Here is a 21,791-nt window from a genome sequence, read left to right on the forward strand (position 1 = left end):
CCCACACCAACCGCCCTAAAGGAATAAGGCCATGACACCGACTATCGACTTGCTCGCCAACCACCGCAGCGAGCGCAGCTTCCAATCCATGCCCGTCAGCGACGAACACCTGGATGCCATCTTGCGTGCCGGTCACCTGGCGCCGACGTCCTTCAATGCCCAGCATATTTCCGTGGTGGTCGTGCGCGACGCAGGCACCCGCCAACGCATTGCGGCAATAGCTGGCGGCCAGCCCTGGATCGCGTCGGCACCGGTGTTTATCACCCTGGTGGTGGACTTTCACAAGACCGCCGTCGGTGCCGCGCTCAATGGCCAGCAACAGCAGATCCAGCGGCACTTGGAAGGGCTGATCGCCGCCAGCACCGACGGCGGCATTATCCTCAGTACCCTGATGATCGCCGCACGCTCATTGGGGTTGGGCGTGGTGCCGGTGGGTGGCATTCGTGCCAACGCTGAAGCGATGATCGAGCTGCTCGGGCTGCCCGAGCAGACCTTCGCCCTGTGCGGACTGGCCCTGGGTCATGTGCACGAGCCGGCGGCACAGAAACCGCGCATGGGCATCGAAGCCTTCCGTCACGACGAGCGCTACAACCGTGCCGCGCTGGCACCGGCGATCAGTGCCTATGACCAGCACCTGATGCGCCATTGGCAGATCATTGGCCGTGCGGACGGCCAATCCTGGTCAAGCACCGTGGGCCGCACGTATGCACGCAACTACCGGCCCGATCTCAAGGCTCAGTTGCTGGCCAATGGTTTGTCCGCTGATTGAGCCTGCTGCGCACCGCCACTGCCCCAGCCCAGCGCCTTGTATAGCGCGATGGCGTTGAGGTAGGACGCCGTCTCGGCATCGGCCACGTCCTTCTTGATCAGGAAAAACGCGCGCTGGTTTTCCAGCACCGCCATGTAGGTGCCCGAACCGCTGCGGTAGCGTTTGCTGGCGATGTCGATCGCCTGCTCGGCATGGGTGGCGGACGCCAGCAACGCGCCCAGGCGGGTCTGGTCCTGCGCCAGGCGCATCAGTGCATTTTCCACATCTTCCTGGGCCTTGAGCAGCGACTGTTGATAGCGCGCCAGGGCACCTTCGGCCTGGGCCTGGGAACCGCGCAGGCGCGCGCGCACGTTGCCCAGGCGAAACGCCGGCCAGTCCACCGACGGCGCCAGCTCATACGCACGGGATGCGCTGCCCAGGTCGCCGCCGCGCAGGGCGAAGAAACCAATGAAACCGCCCAGGTTCAGGCGTGGGTACAGGTCGGCCGTGGCGGCGCCGACGTCTTCGGTGCTGGCGGCCAGCAGGCGTTCGGCGCTGACCACATCCGGACGATTGCGGATCAACTGGTCGACATCGCCCAAGGGCAGTTGCCGGGCCAGGGGCGCGAGGAAATGCGCCTTGGCCAGGGCCTGCTGTTGACGCGGTGGTTGGCCGGTCAATACGTCCAGGCGATAAGCGGTTTCCTGGATCCGCGTCAGCAACGGTGGAATCGCCGCCTCACTGAGCAGCAGGTTGGCGTGGGCGTTTTGCTGATCCTCGAATTGGCCGCTGCCGGCGCGCACCTGAGCGCTGGTCAGCGTGAGCGTTTCGCGCCAGGCACTGACCTGGGCCTTGGCCACCTCCAGGCTGCGGCTCAAGCCCTGCTGCTCGTAGTAATAACGCGCCACGTCGGCAGCGATGCTCAACTGCATCAGCGCCAGGTCCGCCTGCGCCGCCTGCGATCGTGCCATGGCCGATGCCGTCAGACGTTGCAAACGCCCGAACACGTCGATCTCCCACTGCACATCAAAGCCGGCGCGATAGGTCTGCGACAGCATCCGCTCGGGAGGCCCACCGTCGAACGGCAACTGCTGCTCCAGACTGCGGCCATAGGCGGTACGGGCGGTGACGCCGGGATACTGGTCGAGCCGGCGGTCATCAAACACCGCACGGGAGGCCAACAGGTTGGCCTGGGCCTGGCGAATGTCATGGTTATGCGCCAGCGCCGTGTCGATCAGGCGATCGAGCTCGGCGTCGTCAAAAAACGACCACCACTGGGCCTGCACCGGCGCCTGTTGGGCGAACAAGGCCTTTTGTGCAGTGACCAGGCTGATCGGCGGGGTTATGGGCTTTTCGTAATGCGGCCCGACCATGCAGCCGTTGAGCAGAATCAGCGCCAGCACGGTGGTGACAGTTTTGCCGGGCTTCATGGTTCACTCCTCAGGGTTTGCGCCAGGGACTGGGCCCGTGGGGTCGAGGCCGCCACTGAATGCTTGCGGGCCAGCAGGGTGTAGACCGTCGGCAGCACGAACAGGGTGAAGCAGGTACCGATCAGCATGCCCGATACAATTACCACCCCCAGGCCATAGCGGCTGTTGGCCCCGGCCCCCGAGGCGAACAGCAGCGGCACCAGGCCGACCACCATGGCCGCCGTCGTCATCAGGATCGGCCGCAAGCGAATCTGCGCGGCCTTGCGTATCGCCTCGGAACGGTCAAGGTGTTCCTGGGCCTGCAAGGCGTTGGCGAACTCGACCATCAGGATGCCGTGCTTGCTGATCAGCCCGATCAGGGTCACCAGGCCGATCTGGGTGTAGATATTGATCGTGGCGTAGCCCAGCGCCAGGGGAATCAGCGCGCCGCTGATGGACAGCGGCACGGTGATCAGGATGATCAGCGGGTCCATCAGGCTTTCGTACTGCGCCGCGAGTACCAGGTAGATCACGATCACCGCCGCCAGGAACGCCAGCAGCAGCGCATTGCCTTCCTGGGTGTACTGCCGCGCATCGGATTGCCAGTCGTAGCTGAACCCCACGGGCAACTCGGCGGTGACGCCTTCCAGGAACGCCACGGCGTCGCCCAGGGTGACCCCGGCAGCCGGCACCCCCTGGAAGGTCGCGGCGTTCTGCTGGTTGAACTGGGTCAGCTTGTTGGGTTCGACGTGCTCGGACACCTGGATCACCGTCGACAGCGGAATCAGTGTGCCGTCTTCCGTGCGCACATACTGGCGGGTCAGGGCTTCGGGCGTCAGTCGCTCACTGCCCGGGCTCTGGGCAATCACATCATAGGAGCGGCCCTCCAGGCCAAAGCGGTTGAGGTAGTTTTCCCCCACCAGCACCGCCAGCGATTCGCCGATGTCCTGCATGCGGATCCCCAGGCTGTTGGCCTTGGCCCGGTCCACTCGCACCTGTACCACCGGGTTGTTGTAGTCCAGGTCACTGTCGACCACGGCGAACAACCCACTGTCGCGGGCCTTCTGCTTGATCTGCTCCATGGTCTCGTACAGCACGCGGTAATCCTGGGAGCTGCGCAGCACCAGTTGCACCGGCAGGCCACCGGTGGAGCCCGGCAAGGCAGGCAACTGGAAGGCAAAGATGCTGGTGCCTTCCACGTCGTTGGTAGCCGCTTGCAGGTCGACCTGGATCTGCGCGGCGGTGCGCTCGCGCTCGCCCCACAACGTCAGGTTGATGCCGCCAATGCTCGAGGCGATGCCGTCGCTGCCATTGATGATCCAGGTGCTGACGGTTTCCGGCAGGCGCCCGTAGACCTCATTCAGCTTGGCGGAAAATCGCTCGACGTACTCCAAATTGGCATGTTGCGGCGCCTTGATGGCGGTGAGCAGCCCCGCCTGGTCCTCGGTGGGCGCCAGCTCCCGCTGCGGCAACTGGTACAGCCACGGCAGGCTGATCATCACCAGCAAGGCAAACAGCCCGCTGAGCCAGCGATGCCGCAGCGACAGGTCCAGCACCTTGGCATAACGCAGGGCCAGGCCGTCGAAGAAACGGTTGGCCAGGTGTGCCATGCGCCCTTCCGATTGCTTGGACTGCAGCAGGAACGAGCTCATGACCGGCGACAACGTCAGCGCCACCACGCCGGACACGATCACCGCGCCGGCCAGGGTCAGGGCGAATTCACGAAACAACGCCCCCGTGAGGCCGCCCATCATGCCGATGGGCGCATACACCGCCGCCAGGGTAATGGTCATGGCGATCACCGGGCCCGCCACTTCCCGCGCCCCGACCAGGGCGGCCGCCACCGGGGTCTTGCCTTCCTCGATATGCCGGTGCACGTTCTCCACCACCACAATCGCATCGTCCACCACCAGACCCACAGCCAGCACCATCGCCAACAGCGTCAACAGGTTGAGGCTGAAACCGAACACCAGCATCAGCGCCGCGGCCCCCAGCATCGACAAGGGGATGGTCACCACCGGAATCAGTACCGTGCGCAACGACCCCAGGCACAGGTAGATGACGATCACCACGATCAGCAAGGCCTCGAGCAGGGTCTTCATCACCTCGTCGATGGAGGTCTGGATAAAGCGCGCGGTTTCAAACGCCAGCTCGGCCTTGACGTCCGGCGGCAGGGTCTTGCGCACGTCCGGCAGGAGTTTCTTGATACCGTCGACAATCACCAGCGGGTTGCCGCCGGGCGTCGGGAACAACCCCAGGTGCACGGCCGAAACGCCATCCATGGTGGCACTGGTTTCGCTGGACGCCGCGCCCAGCTCCACGGTACCGACATCCTTCAGGCGCACCAGGCCGTTGCCATCGTTGCGCAGCACCAAATCGCGAAATTCATTGACGTTGGTCAGGTCGGTATTGACCCGCAGGTTGGCGACCACGAACAGGCCTTTGACCTTGCCCGGCGCCGCCTGGTAGTTGTTGCGGCGCACCGCGTCGGCCACATCGGCGGCGGTCAGGCCGCGCGCGGCCAGCCGTGCGGGGTCGATCCACAGGCGCATCGCCAGGGTTTGCCCGCCGAACACCTGGACCTTGGCCACGCCCTCGATGGTGCTCATCACCGGCTCCACCACCCGTGCCAGGTAATCGGTCAAGGCCGGGGTCGACAGGGTCGGGCTGGAGAACCCGATATAGGCCACCGCCGTCGACTCGCCGGACGAGCGCTCGATCACCGGGTCATAGGCCTGCTCCGGCAGCCGGAAACGCACCTGGTTGACCTTGGCCATGACTTCCGTGAGCGCCTGGGTCGAGTCACGGTTGAGCTCCATGCGCACCGTGACCACGCTGCGCCCCTGCACCGACGAACTCGACAGGTAATCCACGCCTTCCACCGATGACACCGCCTGGGCAATCGGTTGCGTGACGAAGCCCTGCATCAGGTCTGACGAAGCGCCGGGGTATTCGGTGGTCACGGTGATGGTGGAGCTTTCCAGCATCGGGTACTGGCGGATCGGCAGCTGCAACAAGGACATGATCCCCAGCAGCAGGATCAGAATACTGACGACAAGCGCGAGCACCGGCCGCCGAACGAAAATATCGGTGAAAGTCATGAGCGTTCTCTGGGCGAAGAATCAGATGCCCGTCACAGGCGGTTTGGACGCAGGCAGGGCCAGGGTGTCATCGGTCGCCTGCACCGCCATGCCGTCACTGAGCTTGAGTTGCCCGGAGGTCACCACCTGGTCACCCTCGTGCAAGCCTTCCTGGATCTGGACCCAACCGTCCTGGCGCTGGCCGATTTTCACCGCCACCCGCTTGACCACCAGCGTGGCGCCCTGGTCCGGGCGGGCAAGGAAAACGGTATCGCCATAGGCGGTGTAGGCCACCGCCGTTTCCGGCACGGTGAGCACATCGGCCACCTCGGTATCGGCCACTTTGACGCTGGCGTACATGCCCGGCTTGAGGGGGGCGTCCGGGCTCTCCAGCGTGGCCTGCACCTGCACCGTGCGTGAGCGGCCGATCATCGGGTCGACGGCACTGATCCGCGCCTTGAACACCCGGTCAGGGTAGGCGTCGATCAGCACGCCCACGGTTTGCCCGACGACCAGGCGGCGACTGAGCTGCTCATCCAGGGAAAAATTGACATAGAGCACCTGGGTGTTGACCAGGCTGACGATGCGGTCGCCGACATTGAGGTACTGCCCTTCGTTGACCTGGCGAATGCCGAGCACTCCGGCGAAGGGCGCGCGGATGGTCTTCTGGGCGATCAGGGCCTGGACTTTTTTCAACTCGCCCAGGGCCATGTCATGGGCGGCCCGGGCGTTGTCGAGCTGTTCCTGGGTCGCAGCGTTTTCCCTGACCAGCCCGGTCACGCGCTTGCGGATGATCTCGGCATTGCGCACCTGGGCCTGCAGCCGCAACTGCTCGGCCTGTTCCGGGGCATCGTTGAGCTTGACCAGCACTTCGCCAGCCTTGACCTGGCGGCCCGACTCAAAGTTGATCAACGTGACCCGCCCGCCTACCTCGGCGGAAACCTGCACCTGGGAAGCCGCTTCCAGCTCACCGACGCCGGCGAAATACACATTGGCCGGGCGCACTTGCACCGCCCCCAGGGCCACCTTGGTCAATGCGCCGGCCGGGGCATCGGCGGATTGGGCCTGGGACGGCGCGCGCGACATCATCACCACTGCGATGACCGCCACCGGAATCAACACCAGGCTGGTTATCTTCTTCTTGTTCATGGACGTCCTTATCACGATGAGTGCATTACACGCGGTTCACAGCCAGCTGTGGTTGAACAGGAAGAAGGCCAGTACCGCCCAGATCGTCAGCACCAGGTGCGTCAGTTGCAACCCCTCCTGGCGAATCCAGTAGCCGAACCACAAGCCCCCCAGCAGCATCGCGAAGACAAACGCCGAAAACGCACTCAGGGCCAGGTTGAGCCAGGGCCGTGCCGACAGCAGGCCGTCGCCGAGGATCAACTGATAGCTGCCGGTCCAGGCCGCGAGCGCGGCGACCAATTGCAGGGCCAGCACCACCAGCAGGGCCAGTTGGTGCAGACGGGGTGAACGCACGGCCCGCACCAGCAAGGGAATGTCGATGGCAGGACTCTGGCGCAACGGCTCCATGGCCATGGTCGCGCCTACCGCGCCTACCGAGCTGCGAAACGCTTGCCAGTTGTTAAGCACCGCAATGCTCAGCCACAGGCTCAAGCCGACGGCCTGTACGCCCAGGAACACCGACAACGAGTGACCCAGTAACCCTGCCTCCACAGTCATTCAAACCTCCGTATTTGCCGAAAGGGAAATCCAGCCTCAGGTATATACACAAGACATTGCTTGGATAATACGTCGCAGGCGTTTAAATACAAGATTTATCTTTGTGCGGGAGGGGCTTCAGGAAGGTTGGAAACGCTGTCTGACAGGCGCCCGCCGGGGCGTTCGGCGCAGTCACGCCGAAGCCCGGAAGCGGTTGTGAGGGGGGGTTACTTGCGAGGGATTATCACGCCGTCCTGGCGGCGATGGCTTCGATTTCCACCAGTGCACCGGGCAATGGCAAGGCCACGACCTGCAACGCGGTGCGTGCCGGCTTGTTCGGCTGCTCGGGGGTGCCGAAGAACTGCGTATACCCACGCTGCAACCCAGCGAAATCCAGCTTGCCGCCCGTTTCCTCGGCGCCGACCAGGAATACCCGTAACTGCACGATATCGCCCAGGTCCAGGTCTTGCTGGCGCAGGATCTGGCGCAGCTTGTTGAACACCGAAACTGTCTGCACTTCGGTGTTGCCAAACACCCCGGGAACCGTTGGATCAACCAGGTCCGGCAAGGTCCCGCTGACAAAGATCAGGCTGGCGGACGCCGGTACGGTGACGGTCTGCGAGATCGGGAAATCGCCGACGCTGGTGCGTTGAATGCTGTCGCTCATGGGTGTGTTCCTTATGAGGCGGCCACTGCCGCGAGGTGTGTTTGTCGGGTCACGCGTTCAGCCAGTTGCGCGACCACATGCCGCGCCGAGTTGGCCGCCGATTCCTGCCAGATGCCCACGCCGCTTTGCACCAGGCCGTCGCCGGCGAAGTACACGCGGCCGTGGCCCTCTTCGAGCAAGGCGCTGGCATCGGCGGGGAAGTGTTCACGTTGCAGCCACGGGCCTTCGCTGAAGGGGATCTGTTCCCAGGACACCGCCAGCGGGTGACGCAGGTGCCTGGAGTAGCCCGGATGCAGCAGCTCCACCGCTTCCTTGGAGGTGGCGTACTGCTGGTCGAACGGTCGCGCGCCAAACGCATCGGCGCCCTCCCCGGTCACGTAACCGGCCACCAGCAGGCCCTCGCGGGTGTTGAGGTCGTTGCTCGGGTACCAGAGCAGGCGCGCCGGGTGTTCGATCCACGACAGGCCGCCGTAGGTGCGGTAGTCGGTTTCCCAGAAGCGTGGGGACTGCCACGCCACTTTGGTGGCCTGGTCGCTGCGGGTGCTGAGCAAGGCGGCCTTGATCGGGTCGCTGAAGTCGGTGTCGAGCTTGGCCAGCAATGGCAGCGGCAAGGTCGAGACCAGATAGTCGGCGCGTACCACCTGCTCGCGACCGCTGCGTTGGTCGTGGTAGGTCACGGCTACGCCGTTTTCCAACTGACGGATCTGGCGCACCTGGGCGCCCAGTTGCACGTGATCGCTGACGCGCCGGTAGAAGGCGTCGGTGATGCGGTCCATGCCGCCCACCGGCTGGAACATGGTCGCCGAGAATTCCGGGAATTCGGTGTGCAGCAAGGCGCCCCACAGTTCGGGGTGCAGCAGTTGGTCCAGCGCCAACGGGCTGCGGCTGGCGGGCAAGGCGCCGGGATGTGCCGGGGACTCCAGGTGCCCTGAACGGATCGTGCCCTCAAAGGCCAGCTCCTGGGACAGGTCGCCATACACGTGCAAAAACGCCAGCAAGCGCGTGCGTTCCTCGGCGCTCAGCACATCGTCGAGGGCATCACGCTGCACCGCTTTGGCCAGCAACCCGGACAAATGCCCGCGCGCATCGTTGATCGCCTGGCCGACGGTGAAGGCCGGCTGGTTCACATCCGGCCGCACCTGGGCGCCATGGCTGCTGTTGACCAGCACTTCCAGCGGCACCCCCAGCTCACTGCAATAGTCGAGGATCGTGCGGTGCTGGCTGGGAATCCGTGCAGGCCCGGCGTTGAAGTAATGCCCCGGCTCGAACGCGGAGGTCTGCGTACGGCCATCCTTATAGTCCACGCGGTCGCCATGACGGATTGTCCAGGTGCGGCCGCCGACTCGCTCACGGGCTTCCAGCACCTGCACGCTGAACCCGGCGCGGGTCAGTTCCAGGGCGGTGACCAGCCCGGCAATCCCGGCACCCAGCACCAGCACGCGGGTGCCCTGCCCCAGACCGTCCTTGAGTTTCAACGGTTGCGGTCGGCGGTGCGATGACGGCCCGAGGCCGAGTACCGCGAGTGCATCCTTGACGGCTTTTTCGCCGCCTACCGCAGCGATGCTCGACAACGCTTCACGTCGTGTCAGTCCCATGTCGATTGCTCCTTAATCCGGCAGGCCCGGTGGGTTGATCAGCGACTTGTCGACGCGCTCCACATCCAGGCCCCAGCGTTGCAGCACCTGCTCGTACTGGCCGCCGGCAATCGCGCCTTCCAGGGCGGTGTGGATCGGCTTGACCAGGCCGTTGTCCTTGCGGGTGGTCACGGCAATGTCCGCCTGCAATGGCCAGCCACCGTTCACCGTACCGACGCGCTTGATGCCGCCGGTAATCGCCGCCGAATAGGCGTACACCGAGTTGGGCCCGAACAGCGCATCGCTGCGCCCCGATTGCACCGCCAGTTGCGCGGCGGCCTGGTCGTCGAAGTACTGCAACAGCGCGGGCTTGAGGCCGGCCTTTTCGTTGGCCTCGTTCCAGGCCAGCAGGACTTTTTCCTGGTTGGTGCCGGAGCCGACGATGATCTTCAGCCCGGCAATATCGGCTGCCTGCTTGATCTCGCTGATCTTGCTGGTGGTCTTGACGTAGAAGCCGAGCACATCCTGGCGATAGGTGGCGAAGTCAAAGCGCTTCTTGCGCGCCTCGGTCACGGTGACGTTGCTGATCACCGCGTCGTACTTGCCCGAGCTGACGCCCAGGGGCCAATCCTCCCAACTGGTAGGCACCACGTTCAATTCCAGGCCCAGACTGTCAGCAACCAACTGCGCGGTATCGGCCTCGCTGCCGATGGTGGTCTTGTCGTCATTGGCCAGCATCGCCAGGGGAGGCGCTGCGCCTTTTACGGTTACTGCCACGGTGAACGTGCCCGGCTGGGCGAACTTGAAGCCCGGCGGGATCTGCGCAATGGCCGCTTCGTTACGCGGCACATGGATGCGCGGACGGTCGGGGCTGAGGTCGACCTGTTGCACGGCGAATGCGCTTTGCGCAGCACTGACGGCCAGCGCCAGCAGGGCCACGCGGGTGGTGTTGATGAACATGGGCAGTCACTCCTTGAACTAAAGCACCTTGCCGAGAAAGGCTTTGGCGCGGGGATGTCGGGGTTGGCGGAAAATCTGTTCGGGCGGGCCTTCTTCGATCAACTCGCCGTCGCAGAGGAACACCACGTGGTCGGCCACTTCGCGGGCAAAACCGATTTCGTGGGTGACGATCACCAGGGTCACGCCCAGTTGGGTCAGGCCCTTGATCACGTCGAGTACTTCGCCCACCAGTTCCGGGTCGAGGGCCGAGGTGGGCTCATCGAACAGCAGCACCTTGGGGTCCAGCGCCAGTGCGCGGGCAATGGCGACGCGCTGTTGCTGGCCGCCGGAAAGCTGGCGTGGGTAGGCATCGACCTTGTCCGCCAGGCCAACCTTGGCCAACAGTGCGGTGGCCTTGGCCTGGGCGTCGGCCTTGCTCCAGCGCTTGTGCGCCAGCGGCGCCTCGGCGACGTTTTCCCAGGCGGTCAGGTGCGGGAACAGGTTGAAGTTCTGGAACACAAAACCGACGTCGATACGGCGCTTGAGAATCTCGCGTTCCTTGAGCTCGTAAAGCAGGTCGCCCTTGCGTCGATAACCGACGTATTCACCGTCGATGGTGATGTGCCCGCTGTCGATCTTTTCCAGGTGGTTGATGGTGCGCAGCAAGGTGGACTTGCCCGAGCCGGACGGCCCGAGAATCACCGTGACCTTGCCTGGGTCGATGGTCAGGTCGATGTCTTTCAACACCTGTTGATTGCCAAAGCGCTTGCCCACGCCCTGGATCTGGATACGGCCGGCACGGGCTTCACTCATGGGTGTTCTCCTTCAGCCAGCGGCGCACGCGTTGCAATGGCGTGGGCGGCAGCACCCTGGCCGTACCCCGGGCGAAATGACGCTCGACGTAGTACTGGGCGCTGGTGAGCACGGTGGTGATGATCAGGTACCAGACGGTGGCGACGATCAGCAGCGGGATCACCGCCTGGGTGCGGTTGTAGATGACCTGCACGGTGTAGAACAGCTCCGGCAAGGCCAACACGTAGACGATGGAGGTGCCCTTGACCAGGCCAATGATTTCATTGAACCCCGACGGCAGGATCGAGCGCAGCGCCTGGGGCAGGATGATCCGGAAGATGCGCCGCGAGGCCGGCAGGCCCAGGGCTGCCGCCGCTTCATGCTGGCCGGCATCCACACCGATCAGGCCGCCGCGAATGATCTCTGCCGCGTACGCCGCCTGCATCAGGCTCAGGCCCAGTACGGCCACGGTGAATTGGCTGAGCACGTCCACCGTCGACCACTCGGCGAACACCAGGTCGGTAAACGGCACACCGAGGACAATGTGGTCGTACAGGTAGGCGAAGTTGTAGAGGATGATCAGCACCAGCAGCGCCGGCATCGAGCGGAAAAACCAGATGTAGCCCCAGGCCAGGGCCGCCAGCAGCGGCGAGCCCGACAGCCGCGCCAACGCCAGCGCAGTGCCGAGGATGGCGCTGAACACCGTGCTCAGCAGCGTCAGCAACAGGGTCTGGCCGAGGCCACGCAGCACCGACGGCGAGAAGAACCACTGGCCGAACACGCCCCACTCCCAGCGCGGGTTGGTGGCCAGGGAATGCCCGATGCCGAGCAGCACCAGCGCGGCAAAGATCGACCCGGCCCAGCGCCAGGGGTGCCGCGCGGGCACCACCTGCAGGGCTTTGATCGGTGTGGACACTCGCGCCTGGCGCAGCGCGCCGGGCGAGTCAATCAGGTCATAGGATTTGGCAACGATGGGCATGGTGTATTCCTCGGCCTAGAAGGCATAGGTCAAGCGGGTGTAGTAGTACCCGCCGGTAAAACCGTAGGGCGAATAGGTGCCGTAGCTGCTGACCATGGTGCTGCTCGGTACACCTTGTTTTTTCGGGTAGACGTCGAACAGGTTCTTGGCGCCGATGGCCACGTTGAGGTCTTTGGTGAGGTTGTAGCCAAGGTCGAGGTCGGTGATCCACTTGGCGCTGTAGACCCGGTCGAGGCTGCGGTCGGCAGAGACGTTGACCTCTTTGTAAGAGCCGTAGCGGGTCAGGGCCAGGTTGAGGTTGAAGCGCTCGATGCTCCAGTCGCCACCGAGGATCAGCTTGGTGCTGGGCTGCACGCCGGTGATCAGGTTGCGTGCCTCGCGGTCCATCAGGTCATAGGCCGTGCCCAGGATCGTGGTGGATTCCTTGTAGTTGAGGATTCTGGTCTGGTTCCAGTTGAACGCGGCGGTCCATTTCAGCGCGCCATAGGGGCCGAGGTCCTGGCTGTAGTTGCCGACCAGGTCCAGGCCTTTGGTGCGGGTGTCGGCGCCGTTGATGAAGTACTGGCCGCCGGAGGTGGAGGTGATGCCATTGCCTTGCAGCACCTGGGTGATTTCCGGGCCGAGCAAGGTGCCCGTGAGGGTGATGCGGTCGCGCAGGTTGATCACGTAGGCGTCGGCGGTGAAGCTCAGGCGATCGGTGGGGGTGAGGGTGAAACCCAGGCTGAAGTTGGTGGAACGCTCGGGTTTCAGTTCCTGCGCCCCCAGAGCCTGGGCAGCGGCTGAACCTACCGGCAGCACGCCGTAGTTGATCGACTGGTACACGCCGTCGACCACGCCATAGGTGGTGGACCGCGCACTGAACAGGCTGTTGGCCAGGGACGGCGCACGGAAGCCATTGCTCACGGTGGCGCGCACGGCGAATTGCGGGGTGAAGTCGTAGCGGGTGGTCAGCTTGCCGCTGCGGGTAGCGCCCACGCCCTGGTTGTAATGCTCGTAGCGAAACGCGGTGCCCACGTACCAGTCCGGCACCGGGTTGAAGCCCACGTCGACGTAACTGGCGAGGCTGTTGCGCGAGGCGCTGCTTTCTTCATCCGGCGAGATGCCGTTGGTGACCTGGGCCCCGGACGACGCACAGTTACCCGGTGCCACGCAGTAGCCGCCGTTGGCGTAGGACTCATAGTCACCGGCCTGCACCTCGTAGGTGTCGCGGCGATGTTCGAAACCGTAGCTCAGGTCCAGCGGCTTTTGCAGGCCGATATCGAAGCCGCGCTTGAAATCGAGGTTGGTGGTCAGCTCGGTGGAAATCCAGGTGCCGGAGGTGAAGCTGTTCGGCGTGGCCTCGCCCAGGGAGGGGTTCTGGTTATGGGTGGTGCCCTGCTCCGCCGCGTTGCGTCCGTAGGTGGTGGACAGGTCCCAGTCCCACTCGCCGACGGTGCCTTTACCGCCGAATGCGGCCTGGAAGTCGTCCTCGTCGATATACCAGGTCGGCGTGTAGCCGCCGGGGTAACCGTTAGGCCCGGTGGTAATGGTGTTGGTGATGGTCGGCAGGCGGAAGTTCTGGCCCTGCTCGGCCTTGCGCCGCGAATAGGTGGTGAAGGAATACAGGCTGAAACTGTCGTCGATCGGCAATTCGGCGTTGTAGCCCAGGGTCAGCAGGTTGGTCTTCGGTGTGCCGTAGCCGCCGTAGGTGGAGCGGCCGGCCTGCTCAAAGGCCTGGGCGTAGGTGTAGCCGTTGGCGCTGGCCTTGTTGTCGTCGTTCTGACTGCGCGCGTCCAGGGCCAACTGCACGATGCCGCCGTTGCCGATCTCGAAGCCCTTGTTGAGGCTTTGCTGCACGGTCTGTTTCTTGCCGTCGTAACCCTGGCCGACATGGGTCACCGAGGTGCCGCTGGTGTCGGCCTTGAGGATCACGTTGATGACCCCGGCGATGGCATCGGAGCCGTACTGGGCGGCGGCACCATCGCGCAGGACTTCGACGTGGTCGATGGCGCTGATGGGGATCAAATCCAGATCGGCCGGCGCGGCGCCGGTGTTGATGCCGTTGATGTTCAGGGTGGCCGCGGTGTGGCGGCGCTTGCCATTGACCAGCACCAGCACCTCGGCGGCACTCATGCCGCGCAGGTTCGGCGCACGGGCGATGCCGCTGGCGTCCCAACCGGTTTTTTCCGGCAGGGTCAGCGACGGGATCACCGCGCTCAACGCCTCCATCAAACCGGGCTTGCCGGTGCTCTGCAGTTGCTTGGCGCTGACCACATCGATCGGCACCGGGCTGCTGGTGACCGTGCGTTGTTCGGCGCCACGGTTACCAGTGACCACCACGGTGGACAGGGTGCTGTCGTCCTGGGCCTGGGCGGTGTTGGCCAGAATCGCCAGCGCCAGGATGGCGGTCGGTTGTAAGACTTGCTTCATAGCCACTCCAGACATTCCAAATCGCGAAGTCGGGCAGTCACGCGGGCGGGCGCGGTGCTCGATTTTTTTCAGGGGTGTTGCGGCGATTGGGGACTAGGTGTGGGGCAGTCGAGGGGTTTGAGTCGGCAACATACGTTGAGCTCCCTTCCAACGATTCTGCCGCGGGGCTATCACCCGGTTATGGCGCGCAGAATCTGAATCACGCTGGGTACCATCCGAGGTCAGGGGTAGGCTGTTGCGATCAAACATAACGGAATGGGTTTTGAAAATATAATGCTGTTTTGGTATAAGCTAATATTCTCTAATTTTATTATTTTTTAGTTTTTTTATTCATATAAATAATGTCTTTTTGAGGTTGGTCTTTATCTCAGGCCCAGATCTATCTGATATCGGGATATCAAACTGTGGGAGGGGGCTCGCGTACATCGCCTCCTGTAGGAGCGAGCTTGCTCGCGAAAAACGTCAACGATAACGCGTGCCTCCTGAATGAACGTGGCGCCTGTGAGTTTTTCGCGAGCAAGCTCGCTCCTACAAAAAGCCTTAACTGACTGGCATTAGGGCAAGCCCCCTCCCACATTTCAGTTAGCCGGCTTCAACAGCTGCATCTGCTGGCGATAGTCATCCGTCACCTGCCGCGCCTGGCTGCTGCTGGTAATCACCCTCGGGGTAATCAGCACAATCAATTCCGTGCGGTCCTTGGACTTGCTGGTATTGCCAAACAACCAGCGCAACCCCGGAATTTTCCCAAGGTAAGGCACCGCACTGACACTCTCCGCGTTGTCCTGCTTGATCAACCCGCCCAGTAGCACTGTCTGCCCACTCTGCACCGCGACCTGGGTGGATACCGAGCGCGTGGAGATACGTGGGTTGGCCTGGGTGTCGTTGCTGGACGCCTGCGGGTCCTGGGCATCGCTGACCTGCTGCTGAATGTCCATGTACACCAAGCCACCCGGATTGATGCGTGGCACGACGTCGAGGATCACCCCGGTCTGCACGTATTCAACACTGCTCAAGGTGGTGTCGGAGGTGCCGGTGTTGACCGTGGTCTGGCTGATCGGGATGTTGTCGCCCACCTGGATCTGCGCCGGTTGGTTGTTCATCACCACCAGCGACGGCGCCGACAGCACCTGGGTGCGACCGTTGGTTTCGAGGGCGTGCAGGGCCACTTGCAGGTTGGAGCTGACGAAGGAGTAGAACAACGAATCCGTCGCGCCCAACCCTGCCCCGCCGCCGCCCAACGCGCCTTGGCTGCCGGCGGTGTTACCCACGGTGGTGCTGGTGGAATTGCCTGCCAGGCGGCCGAGGTACCACTGCACGCCCAGGTCCAGTTCGCCGGTGAGCTTGACCTCGAGGATGCGCGTTTCGATCTGCACTTGCAGCGGTGGGTTGTCGAGGCGTTTGATCGCCGATTCGATTTCTTTCCACTGCACCGGGCGGGTGCGGACCAGCAGTTGGTTACTGCTTTTTTGCGCGGTGATGCGGGTGCCGGCGTCGAGGCTTTTGGCCGGGGCGTCTTCGCTCGCGCCCTGCTCGGCGGTGTCCTGCTCGGCGTCGGGCGCCTGCTCCTCATCCTCTGCGGCGGGTGGGTTGCCATTGAGGTTGTTGCTCAGGCCACCGGGCGTGCTGCCGGAGGTGCTGTTGGTGCCCGGCGAGGACAAGGTCGCGGTGCGCAAACCGGGGGCGACCTTGGCCGGGGTGTCGTCCTTGATCGCACCCGTGCCGTAGATCTGGCGCAGGTACTTGGCGAGGTCGGTGGCCTTCATGTTGCGCACGTCGTAGACGTACATCTGCGGCTCGTTGCCGCCGCCTTCGTCGATGGTGTGGATCCAGTCGCCGACTTCACTGAGGTACTGCGGCTGCGACGAGATCGCCACCACCGAGTTGGTCCGCTCGATGGGCAAGAAGCGCACCATGCCGGCCAGGGGCATGCCGCTGTCGGGGCCGAACATTTTTTGCAGCTCGGGCATCAGCTCGGCCACCGACGCCCGTTGCAGGCCGAACACGCCCACCGACATGCCCTTGAGCCAGTCCACGTCGAAGGTGTCGATGGTGTCCTGGTAATTGGCCAGTTCTTCGGGGGTGCCGGCCAGGCTCAACACATTGCGCGCCGGGTCCACCAGTAGGAACGCATTCTCGCGGGCGAACGGCTTGAGCAGTTTCTGCATCTCGGTGGCCGAGATATAACGCAACGGAAACAGGCGTGCCGACAAACCGCTGGAGGGCTGCGACACGCGCATCTCCGGCACCAGCTTGCCCGCCACCGCCTGGTTGGCCGGCAGGATCACATAGCGGTTGCCCTGTTTGATCATGGCGTTGTCGGTCCACGACAACAGGGTCTCCAGAATCGACAAGGCCTGCTGTTTGTTCACCGGCTTGGACGTGGAAAAGCTGACATTGCCCTTCACGCCCTGGGCGATGCTGTAGTTCTCGTGCAGCAGGTCGCCCATCACGCTGTTGATCACCGCTTCGATCGGCTGGTCGGCGAAGTTGAACACGATGTCGCCGCTGCCCTCCTCCTTGGCGGCCGAGACCGCTGCCGGTTGGCGCACGAACTGCTGGTTGCCGCGTATCAACTGGCGCTGGGGCGGTGTCTTCGCCTGGGGTTGGCCGCTGTCGACCGGCGCCTGTTCGCTGGCCGGATCCACGGGTGGGCGTTGCGAACCGGTGCCCTGCATCGCCTCATGCAGCAGGGCCTCGTCCGGGTCGAGATGCTCGGGGAAGGTGCCGCAGCCACCGAGGGAAACGGCGGTGGCCAGGCACAACACGGTGGTGCGCAAGGCGCCAGGGAAGGTATCGATCAAGGGGTGGACTCGTGAGGAAGGGTAATCGGGGGTGTGGTGGACGGCGGCGGCAAACGCAGGGCCCGCAGGCTCAGGGTTTGCGTGCGGCCGTCGAGTACAAAGCGGGCATCGCGGGGCGTCAGCTGTTCCAGGCGCCAGCCATTGGGCAGGGTCTGGCCCTGCTGGACTTTGAGCGGCGGGCCATCGGCACGCTTGAGCAGCGCCACGCGCAGGTCGCCGTCGAGGACGATACCGGTCAGTACCAGGCTCGACAGGCTGGAAACGGCGGCCTGGCCCACCGCACGGTCGGGGCTGCGGTCGGGGCTGAACAGCGGCGCTTGCCAGGTGCCGGCCAGGCTTTCGAGGGTCGCGCTCGGCGCCACCAGCACCTGGGCGGCGGTAGTGGCGCGCGCATCGGGGTCCGGTGCCGGCAGCCACTGCGGCGCATCGCCGATGCTGCTGAGGATGCCGACCATCAGCAGGCCCAACAGCCCGGCCACACCGAGCAACAGCCATTCCAGGGGACGCAATGCATGGATCATCGTTGCACCTGCCGGGCGGCGGCCGGTTGCAGGTAACCGCGCACCAACAGGTGCACCACCAGTTGCCCGGCGCCGCCACTGGCCGGCGCGTTCGGTGGGCGGCGAATGCTCATCTCATCGACAAACAGAAACGGCCGCTGGTACTCCAGCTCATGCAGGATCGCGGTCAAGGGCTCGATGGCGCAGTTGAGGGTCAGGCTGACCTTGACCTGGCGATAGGGCTCGGCGTCGTCCTGCTCCGGGGTGATGGGCATGCGCTGGGTCAGGCTGCAACCGCCACCGAGGCCGGCGCGGCTGTTGATCAGGTCGGCGATGCGCTGCATCAGGTCCGCCGCCACCGCGCTTGGGTCGTCGCCGGGCAACAGGCTGGTGCTGCTGGCCGGGTCCTGCCGCGCCTGTTCCAACTGTTGGCGCAGGCTGTCGCCCTGGCGCAACACGCCGGCGTAGCGTTGCTGCTGTTCACGCAGTTGCTCGGCCTGCTCGCCCATGGCGCGCAAGGGGCCGGCGAACCAGCTGTCGATCAACAGCCAGTAACCGGCGCCGAGCACCAGGGCCAGGGCGATCAGGGCCGCGCCACGGCGTTCACGGGGTGTCAGTGGTCGGCGCATCGGCGGCCTCCTGGTGCAGGTGGGCGCGCAAGGAAAATTGATCCTTGCCGGTTTGCGCATCGGGTTGGATCACCCCTTCGAACTGGGCGTTTTCCAAGCTGTGGCAGCCCTTGATCCGGGTGATCAAGGCGCTGGCCTTGGCGCTCTGCCCGGAGAAGGACACGTCGGCGCCGTCGTTGACTTCCAACTGGTCGAGCCAGGTGTCCGAGGGCAGGCACGCGGTCAGCTCGTTGAGCAGCGCCGCCAACGGCGGTTGGACGGCCTTGCGACGAATCAGGTACTGGGCGGCGCCACGGGTATTGAGCAGTTGCTGGCGCAGGGCCTGGATCTCGGCGACCTGGGCTTTCTGCTCGCGCACACTGTGTTGCATGGCATCGAGTACGCGCTGGCGGTCGTTGAGCCACAGCAGCATCGCCGCAATCAGCAAGGCGCCGCACAACCACGGCAGGCTGCGTTGCAGGCCCTTGCCCTGGGGGCGCTGACGGGGACGCAACGGCGCCGGCAGCAAGTCGATGCCCATGGGTTTGCCTGCACTATCGGCGACATCCACGGCATGGGGCTGCAAGCCGAGGACCGCGCAGTCATTGAGGATCTGGTCGAGGCGCTCACGCAGGATCGCCACCAGCGTGACGTGCAGGTGCGTGGGGGTGCGGCGCTCCTGGCGCGCGACAAAGTACAACTGGGCGGCGTCGAACGGCGTGAAGCGGTCCAGTTCATAGCCGACCACCGTCGTCAGGTTGCGCGCCGCCGCCGGGGGCAATTGCAGGGTTTGCACCAACACCGTTTCAGGCGGCAGCACCAGCACCTGACGCGCTTCGCCAGGCAGCTTTTCGACCGGCGCGGTCAGCGGCCAGGCGTAGACATGCTCGGGGATCTCGGCAAACGACAACCATGCCGGCAGGCAGCCACGCAGCTCCTTGAGCCACAGGCGCCAGCCCAGTTGCAGCAGGCTGCCGCGCCAGCGCTGGGTGATGGGCTGCGCCAGCGCCTGAAGCCGTGCGCTCAACTGTTCGTTCATTCTTGCCAACGTAAGACTCGATAAGGTTGTGCGCTGCCTTGCGCGGGGCTCAATAACACGGTGGCCTGCACCTGGGCGTGGTAACCGCCGGGGCGTTGGGCGCGGCTGCTGACCACCAGCACGTCGCCGGGATCGGCACCCACCGCATTCTGATGTGGCAGGTTCAGTGCGCGGCGCATCAAGGCACTGGCGAATGCCGGATCGGGCCGGTCCAGGCCGCTCCACAGGCTGATCTCGGGCACCAGTTCGCTGTACAACGCCTGGGTCATGCCCGGCAGCTGGCGCACCTCTTCCACCACCCGAAACGGCGCCAGGCCCTGGTTACGCCGTACCTCCAGGGCTCTGGCGAGTTGGTTGGCCTGGGCCTGGGTCGCACCGCAGGCCAGGGCCAGGCGAGCAAAATCACCCACCTCGGCGCTGTTCAAATACAACTTGCCGCGCTCGCTGTGCAGGCTGACGCGCAACTGCGCATCGTCGAACACCAGCGGGATTTCACGCCCGTCGGCAATCCACTGCTTGCGCTGCAACGGGTCCGCCACGGCCTGCATCGCCAGCGCCACCCCGGCCTCGGCCGCCAGCACCGCCTGGGTGTGCTGGCGGTGCCAGGCGGCCTGGCGTGTTTCCAGTTGCACCCAGCCGGCCAGGCCGCCGAGCAACAGGCTGAGCAAGGCCAGCACCCACAGCACCAGCAGCAGGGCCACACCGCGTTGATGGCGGATCATTCGGGCGCTCCGCCGGACAGGTTCAGGCGCAAGGCAACCACCTGGGTCACCCACGGCACCGGCCCGTTCACCCGTGCGTCAATCCGCACTGCGTAAGGCAGGCGTTTGGTCCACGGCCACTCACTGATCCAGCCGGTGGCCTGGCCCTTGGGCGACACGCCGCGATAGCTGAATTGCAGGTCCTCGACATCCTTCAACAACACCTGCGGCTCACTGCGCGAGGCCGGGACGCTGACTTGCGCGGGGGACTCAAACCGCGCGAACGCCACCTGCAAATCGCGCTGCGATTCAGGACCCACCAACTGCAAGGTGAAGCGCTGGATACCGCCGCCGAGCACACCCGGCAAGGTCGCGACAAACTGCATACGCTGGGGACCACCGGCGAAAAAGCCATCGGTCTGGCTGTCGTCCTCGGTCACATCCAGCGGTAACGCCTCGCTGATGGCGGTGCGCAAAAACTGCTGCGCGGCACGCATTTCATCCAGGCTGACCGTGTAGCGCTGGGCCTTGAGCACGGCGCGATTGGCCCCCAGCAACGCGCCGCCGACCAGGGTCAGCAACACCCCGAGCAGGCTCAGTACGATCATGATCTCAAGCAAGGTAAAGCCCTGCTGACGCGCCTTCACAAGCCGGCCCCGACGCCGGCAGCGCGCAGTTTCAAGGTGCTGAAACGGGCCTGGCGCGGGCCTTCGCTGACGGTGAGGTCCAGGCGAAACAGATGGGCCTGGCCGATGCGGCTGGGCTGCTGGGCGATGCGCAATTGCCAGGCAATACCGTCAAGCTCGCCCTGGCGGGTGCCGCTGGCCAAAGGGCCCATGCCTTCCTGATCCATAACACTCACGGCGGCATGGGTCAGGCGGTCGCTGTGGGCCACCTGCAACAACGAACGTGCGCTCTGGCCGAAGGCGACCAACAGCACCGTGCTACAGATCGCCATCAGCGTCAGCGCGGCGAGCATTTCCAGCAGGGTGAAACCCGCCTGGCGCTTCATGGCAGGGCCTTGGATTCGACGCTGCCGGTCAGCCAGCCGATGTCGATGCGCCAACGCCGACTGCCGTTGGCCAGCAACACGTGGCCGCCGGTGGAGCTGCCATCGGGGTAGAAATCCACCGCCGCGCCGGCTTGCTCGGCGGTGTGCAGGGTCACTTGCAGCCCGGCCGGCCAATACTTTTTCGGACGGCCCGGCGCCTGCACACTGAGGTTGCGCAAATCGAACACCGTGCTTTCGGTAGTGCCACTGACAATCGCCCGCGCCCGCGTGCTGCGCAACGCCTCGACCACCTGCCCGACGGCCTGGCGCTCTTTGGCCGCACGCAGGCCTTGTTGCAGGCCAAACCCCACCAGCCCGGCCGCGATGCTGATCAAGACGATCACCACCAGCATTTCCAGCAGGGTAAAGCCGCGTTGGGCGTTGGCCATGGTCGTGGGTTATTCCCAGTTGCCCAGGTCGGCGCTGTAGCCTTCGCCGCCGGGCTGGCCGTCCTGACCGTAGAAAATCAGGTCGAACGCACCGTGCTCACCGGGGAAGCGATAGCCGAAGGCATGGCCGAACGGGTCCTTGAGGTCCGACGGCTTGGCATACGGGCCGGCCCAACCGGCGCTGTTGCCCGGCTTGTCGACCAGTTGCTGCAGGCTCTTGGGCGGCGAGCCGACGTCCAGGCCGTAGCTTTCGATCTTCATGCTCAGGCTGGCCAACTGGGCCTTGCCCGCGCCGTATTTGCCCTTGTCCACATTGCCGCCGACCTGGCGTACCACGATGGTCGCGACAATGCCCAGCAGCACGATCACGGCGAGCATTTCCAGCAAGGTAAAACCGCCCTGGCGGCGGGCGGGCTTGAATCGGGTATGGCGCATCAGCG

The 21,791-nt window shown here is 64.6% G+C and carries 20 protein-coding genes; 1 reads left to right on the forward strand and 19 read right to left on the reverse strand.

Annotation, left to right across the window (positions count from 1 at the left end; translation table 11 throughout):
* The first annotated feature begins 31 nt into the window (after positions 1 to 31).
* On the forward strand, positions 32 to 769 hold the full coding sequence (locus V3W40_RS08975) for a nitroreductase family protein (protein WP_330214877.1): 738 nt from the start codon (positions 32 to 34) through the stop codon (positions 767 to 769).
* Here the strand turns inward: V3W40_RS08975 and V3W40_RS08980 are convergent.
* The 19 genes from V3W40_RS08980 to gspG all read right to left on the reverse strand — a co-directional run bounded on the left by V3W40_RS08980 (position 736) and on the right by gspG (position 21,786).
* Positions 736 to 2,178: a TolC family protein gene (locus tag V3W40_RS08980; protein ID WP_330214878.1), complete on the reverse strand. Its 1,443-nt coding sequence runs from the start codon at positions 2,176 to 2,178 to the stop codon at positions 736 to 738. The two genes, V3W40_RS08975 and V3W40_RS08980, sit on opposite strands and share 34 nt — an antisense overlap.
* Positions 2,175 to 5,258, reverse strand: a complete 3,084-nt coding sequence (locus V3W40_RS08985) for a MexW/MexI family multidrug efflux RND transporter permease subunit (protein WP_330214879.1) — start codon at positions 5,256 to 5,258, stop codon at positions 2,175 to 2,177. Before V3W40_RS08985 ends, V3W40_RS08980 begins: the two co-directional genes overlap by 4 nt.
* Positions 5,259 to 5,279: 21 nt before the next feature.
* Positions 5,280 to 6,386, reverse strand: a complete 1,107-nt coding sequence (locus tag V3W40_RS08990; protein WP_065927302.1) for an efflux RND transporter periplasmic adaptor subunit — start codon at positions 6,384 to 6,386, stop codon at positions 5,280 to 5,282.
* Positions 6,387 to 6,422: 36 nt separating this feature from the next.
* Positions 6,423 to 6,923, reverse strand: a complete 501-nt coding sequence (locus V3W40_RS08995; protein WP_323147364.1) for a DUF2165 family protein — start codon at positions 6,921 to 6,923, stop codon at positions 6,423 to 6,425.
* Positions 6,924 to 7,146: 223 nt separating this feature from the next.
* Entirely contained in the window at positions 7,147 to 7,569 is a 423-nt protein-coding gene (locus V3W40_RS09000; RefSeq protein WP_027607428.1) for a RidA family protein, read from the reverse strand.
* Positions 7,570 to 7,580: 11 nt separating this feature from the next.
* On the reverse strand, positions 7,581 to 9,164 hold the full coding sequence (locus V3W40_RS09005; RefSeq protein ID WP_330214880.1) for a flavin monoamine oxidase family protein: 1,584 nt from the start codon (positions 9,162 to 9,164) through the stop codon (positions 7,581 to 7,583).
* Positions 9,165 to 9,176: 12 nt separating this feature from the next.
* Positions 9,177 to 10,103: an ABC transporter substrate-binding protein gene (locus tag V3W40_RS09010; protein ID WP_065927299.1), complete on the reverse strand. Its 927-nt coding sequence runs from the start codon at positions 10,101 to 10,103 to the stop codon at positions 9,177 to 9,179.
* A gap of 18 nt (positions 10,104 to 10,121) precedes the next feature.
* Entirely contained in the window at positions 10,122 to 10,895 is a 774-nt protein-coding gene (locus tag V3W40_RS09015; RefSeq protein WP_090406292.1) for an amino acid ABC transporter ATP-binding protein, read from the reverse strand.
* Entirely contained in the window at positions 10,888 to 11,853 is a 966-nt protein-coding gene (locus V3W40_RS09020) for an amino acid ABC transporter permease (protein ID WP_065927297.1), read from the reverse strand. The genes V3W40_RS09015 and V3W40_RS09020 overlap by 8 nt, the downstream gene beginning before the upstream one ends.
* A gap of 15 nt (positions 11,854 to 11,868) precedes the next feature.
* Entirely contained in the window at positions 11,869 to 14,262 is a 2,394-nt protein-coding gene (locus V3W40_RS09025; protein ID WP_330214881.1) for a TonB-dependent receptor plug domain-containing protein, read from the reverse strand.
* A 578-nt stretch (positions 14,263 to 14,840) separates the two neighbouring features.
* Positions 14,841 to 17,063 (reverse strand): type II secretion system secretin GspD, encoded by a 2,223-nt coding sequence (gene gspD, locus V3W40_RS09030; protein WP_330214882.1) that lies wholly within the window; start codon positions 17,061 to 17,063, stop codon positions 14,841 to 14,843.
* Positions 17,060 to 17,584 carry a hypothetical protein gene (locus V3W40_RS09035; protein WP_330214883.1) on the reverse strand — a complete coding sequence of 175 codons (525 nt, stop codon included), beginning with the start codon at positions 17,582 to 17,584 and terminating at the stop codon, positions 17,060 to 17,062. Before V3W40_RS09035 ends, gspD begins: the two co-directional genes overlap by 4 nt.
* A complete protein-coding gene (gene gspM, locus V3W40_RS09040; RefSeq protein WP_065940309.1) occupies positions 17,581 to 18,192 on the reverse strand; it encodes a type II secretion system protein GspM in 612 nt (203 codons plus the stop codon). The genes V3W40_RS09035 and gspM overlap by 4 nt, the downstream gene beginning before the upstream one ends.
* Positions 18,167 to 19,210: a type II secretion system protein GspL gene (locus V3W40_RS09045; RefSeq protein ID WP_330214884.1), complete on the reverse strand. Its 1,044-nt coding sequence runs from the start codon at positions 19,208 to 19,210 to the stop codon at positions 18,167 to 18,169. The genes gspM and V3W40_RS09045 overlap by 26 nt, the downstream gene beginning before the upstream one ends.
* Positions 19,207 to 19,932 (reverse strand): general secretion pathway protein GspK, encoded by a 726-nt coding sequence (locus V3W40_RS09050; protein WP_065927292.1) that lies wholly within the window; start codon positions 19,930 to 19,932, stop codon positions 19,207 to 19,209. The genes V3W40_RS09045 and V3W40_RS09050 overlap by 4 nt, the downstream gene beginning before the upstream one ends.
* Positions 19,929 to 20,558 (reverse strand): prepilin-type N-terminal cleavage/methylation domain-containing protein, encoded by a 630-nt coding sequence (locus V3W40_RS09055; protein ID WP_281114079.1) that lies wholly within the window; start codon positions 20,556 to 20,558, stop codon positions 19,929 to 19,931. The genes V3W40_RS09050 and V3W40_RS09055 overlap by 4 nt, the downstream gene beginning before the upstream one ends.
* Positions 20,555 to 20,923, reverse strand: coding sequence for a type II secretion system protein (locus V3W40_RS09060; RefSeq protein WP_092485894.1), 369 nt, complete (start codon positions 20,921 to 20,923; stop codon positions 20,555 to 20,557). Before V3W40_RS09060 ends, V3W40_RS09055 begins: the two co-directional genes overlap by 4 nt.
* Entirely contained in the window at positions 20,920 to 21,351 is a 432-nt protein-coding gene (locus V3W40_RS09065; protein ID WP_027607416.1) for a type II secretion system protein, read from the reverse strand. The genes V3W40_RS09060 and V3W40_RS09065 overlap by 4 nt, the downstream gene beginning before the upstream one ends.
* A 9-nt stretch (positions 21,352 to 21,360) precedes the next feature.
* A complete protein-coding gene (gene gspG, locus V3W40_RS09070) occupies positions 21,361 to 21,786 on the reverse strand; it encodes a type II secretion system major pseudopilin GspG (RefSeq protein ID WP_027607415.1) in 426 nt (141 codons plus the stop codon).
* Between the last annotated feature and the right edge of the window lie 5 nt (positions 21,787 to 21,791).

Origin of the sequence: Pseudomonas sp. AM8 (assembly GCF_036346475.1) — a bacterium.
GTDB lineage: Bacteria > Pseudomonadota > Gammaproteobacteria > Pseudomonadales > Pseudomonadaceae > Aquipseudomonas > Aquipseudomonas marginalis.